Source organism: Isoptericola sp. NPDC060257 (genome assembly GCF_042726645.1).
Lineage (GTDB): Bacteria > Actinomycetota > Actinomycetes > Actinomycetales > Cellulomonadaceae > Isoptericola > Isoptericola nanjingensis.
The window spans coordinates 1-1,748 of the sequence record NZ_JBHXAW010000469.1; the positions used below are offsets into that span (position 1 = coordinate 1).

1 protein-coding gene and 1 pseudogene are annotated in these 1,748 nt (G+C 74.6%); one reads left to right on the forward strand and one right to left on the reverse strand.

What is annotated here, in order from left to right:
* Positions 1 to 419, forward strand: a pseudogene (locus ACFWEK_RS21375) (maleylpyruvate isomerase family mycothiol-dependent enzyme); the annotation flags it as partial.
* Positions 420 to 480: 61 nt separating this feature from the next.
* On the opposite strand, the gene ACFWEK_RS21380 reads toward ACFWEK_RS21375, so the two are convergent.
* Positions 481 to 1,748: FAD-binding protein (locus tag ACFWEK_RS21380; RefSeq protein WP_430555347.1), on the reverse strand; the 1,268-nt coding region annotated here is incomplete at its 5' end.

The following is a 1,748-nucleotide window of genomic DNA, read 5'->3' on the forward strand; positions in this document are numbered from 1 at the left end:
CCAACGACGCCGCCGCCCGGCGCGCCGGGCGGCGGCCGGTCGCGGAGACCGTGACACTGCTGCGCGAGCGCGCCGAGAGCCGCTTCAGCCCGCCGATGACCGGCCCGAGGGCGCCGCTCACCGACCTGCTCGTCCACGAGGGCGACATGCGGCTCCCCCTCGGGCTCGCCCACGACCCGGACCCCGAGACGGTCCGAGTCGGGCTGGAGTTCGTCACGACCGGGCACGCGATCGGGTTCGTGCCGCGCGGCCGGCTGCGCGGGCTGCGCCTGGCGGCCTCCGACCTCGACTGGGCCTGGGGCGACGGCGCCGCGCTCACCGGCCGTGGCATCGACCTGCTGATGGCCGCGTGCGGGCGCCCCGCCGTCCTGCCCCGTCTCGACGGCGCGGGCCTCTCCGCCCTCGCGGGCCGGCTCTAGCCCCACGAGCCGGATTCCGCACGAGCCGGGGAGCCGACGGTGATCTCGCGGCCCGCCGGCCTCAGTCGCGAGACCTCGCCATGAAGCGGGCGGCCCGCATGCCGAACACGGTGGCAGGGCCGATCGTCGAGCCGGGACCCGGGTACGTGCGCCCCATGACGGACGCCGAGGCGTTGCCGGCGGCGAAGAGTCCCTCGATGACCGTCCCGTCCTCGCGCAGCGCCCGCCCGTCGGCGTCCGTGACGACGCCGCCCTTGGTCCCGAGGTCGCCGATGACCACCCGGTACGCCGTGAACGGCCCCCTCTCGATCGGCCCGAGGTTGGGGTTGGGGTGCACGAGCGGGTCGGAGTAGTAGCGGTCGTAGGCCGAGTTCCCGCGCCCGAAGTCCCCGTCGACGCCGGAGCGCGCGAACCCGTTGAACCGCTGCACCGTGGCCCGGAACGTCGCCGGGTCGACGGCGATGGCGTCCGCCAGCTCCTCGAGCGTGCCCGCCTTGCGCACGATGCCCGCGGCCCTCATCGCCGTGGTTGCTCGTGGGTCCATCGCGAAGGTCTGCAGGTACCGGCGCGGCGCGCGGGAGTCGAAGACGAGCCAGTACGGCCCGTCCTTGTCGTGGTCGAGCATGTGATGCCCGAGGTCGACGTACGACTCGGACTCGTTGGCGAACCGCGCGCCCTGCGCGTCGACCATGATCGAGTACGGCATCGACCGTTCCCCGACGATGAACGCCGGCGTGCCACCCGGCGGCGCCTCGATCGACGCGCCCCACCAGGCGTCGTCCATGAGCTCCAGGGCCGCGCCGGCCTCGCGCGCGATGTCGATCACCTGCCCGACGTTCCCCGGGTTGCCCGACGGGTTGCCGTCGATCCCGTGGTACTTCTGCCGCCAGTCGGAGTTCGACTCGAAGCCTCCCGCCGCGAGCATCACGCCGCGGCTCGCGCCCACCGTCACGACCTGCCCCTCGCGGCGCACCCGGACGCCGACCACCCGGGCCTCGTCGACCACGAGGTCCTCCAGCGGCGAGGACAGCCACAGCGGCACGTCCCGCTCCACCAGCAGCGCGCGACCGAACGACGTCATCAGCGCGTTCCCGATCCCCACCAGGCGCTTGCCGGTCACCAGGCCGCCCAGGGCGCGGAACACGAACCGGGCTCCCCGCACGAACCCGGACGGCGTCGACCACGCCCGGCCCAGCAGCCACCCGTCGTCGGTCTTCGCCGGCAGCGGCACCGCGGAGCGGAGGGTCCCCCACCAGTCGCCGAGCGGCCGGGAGTCCAGCGGTTCGACCTCGATCGACCGCCCGATCTTCCCGCCCGGGAGCTCCGGGT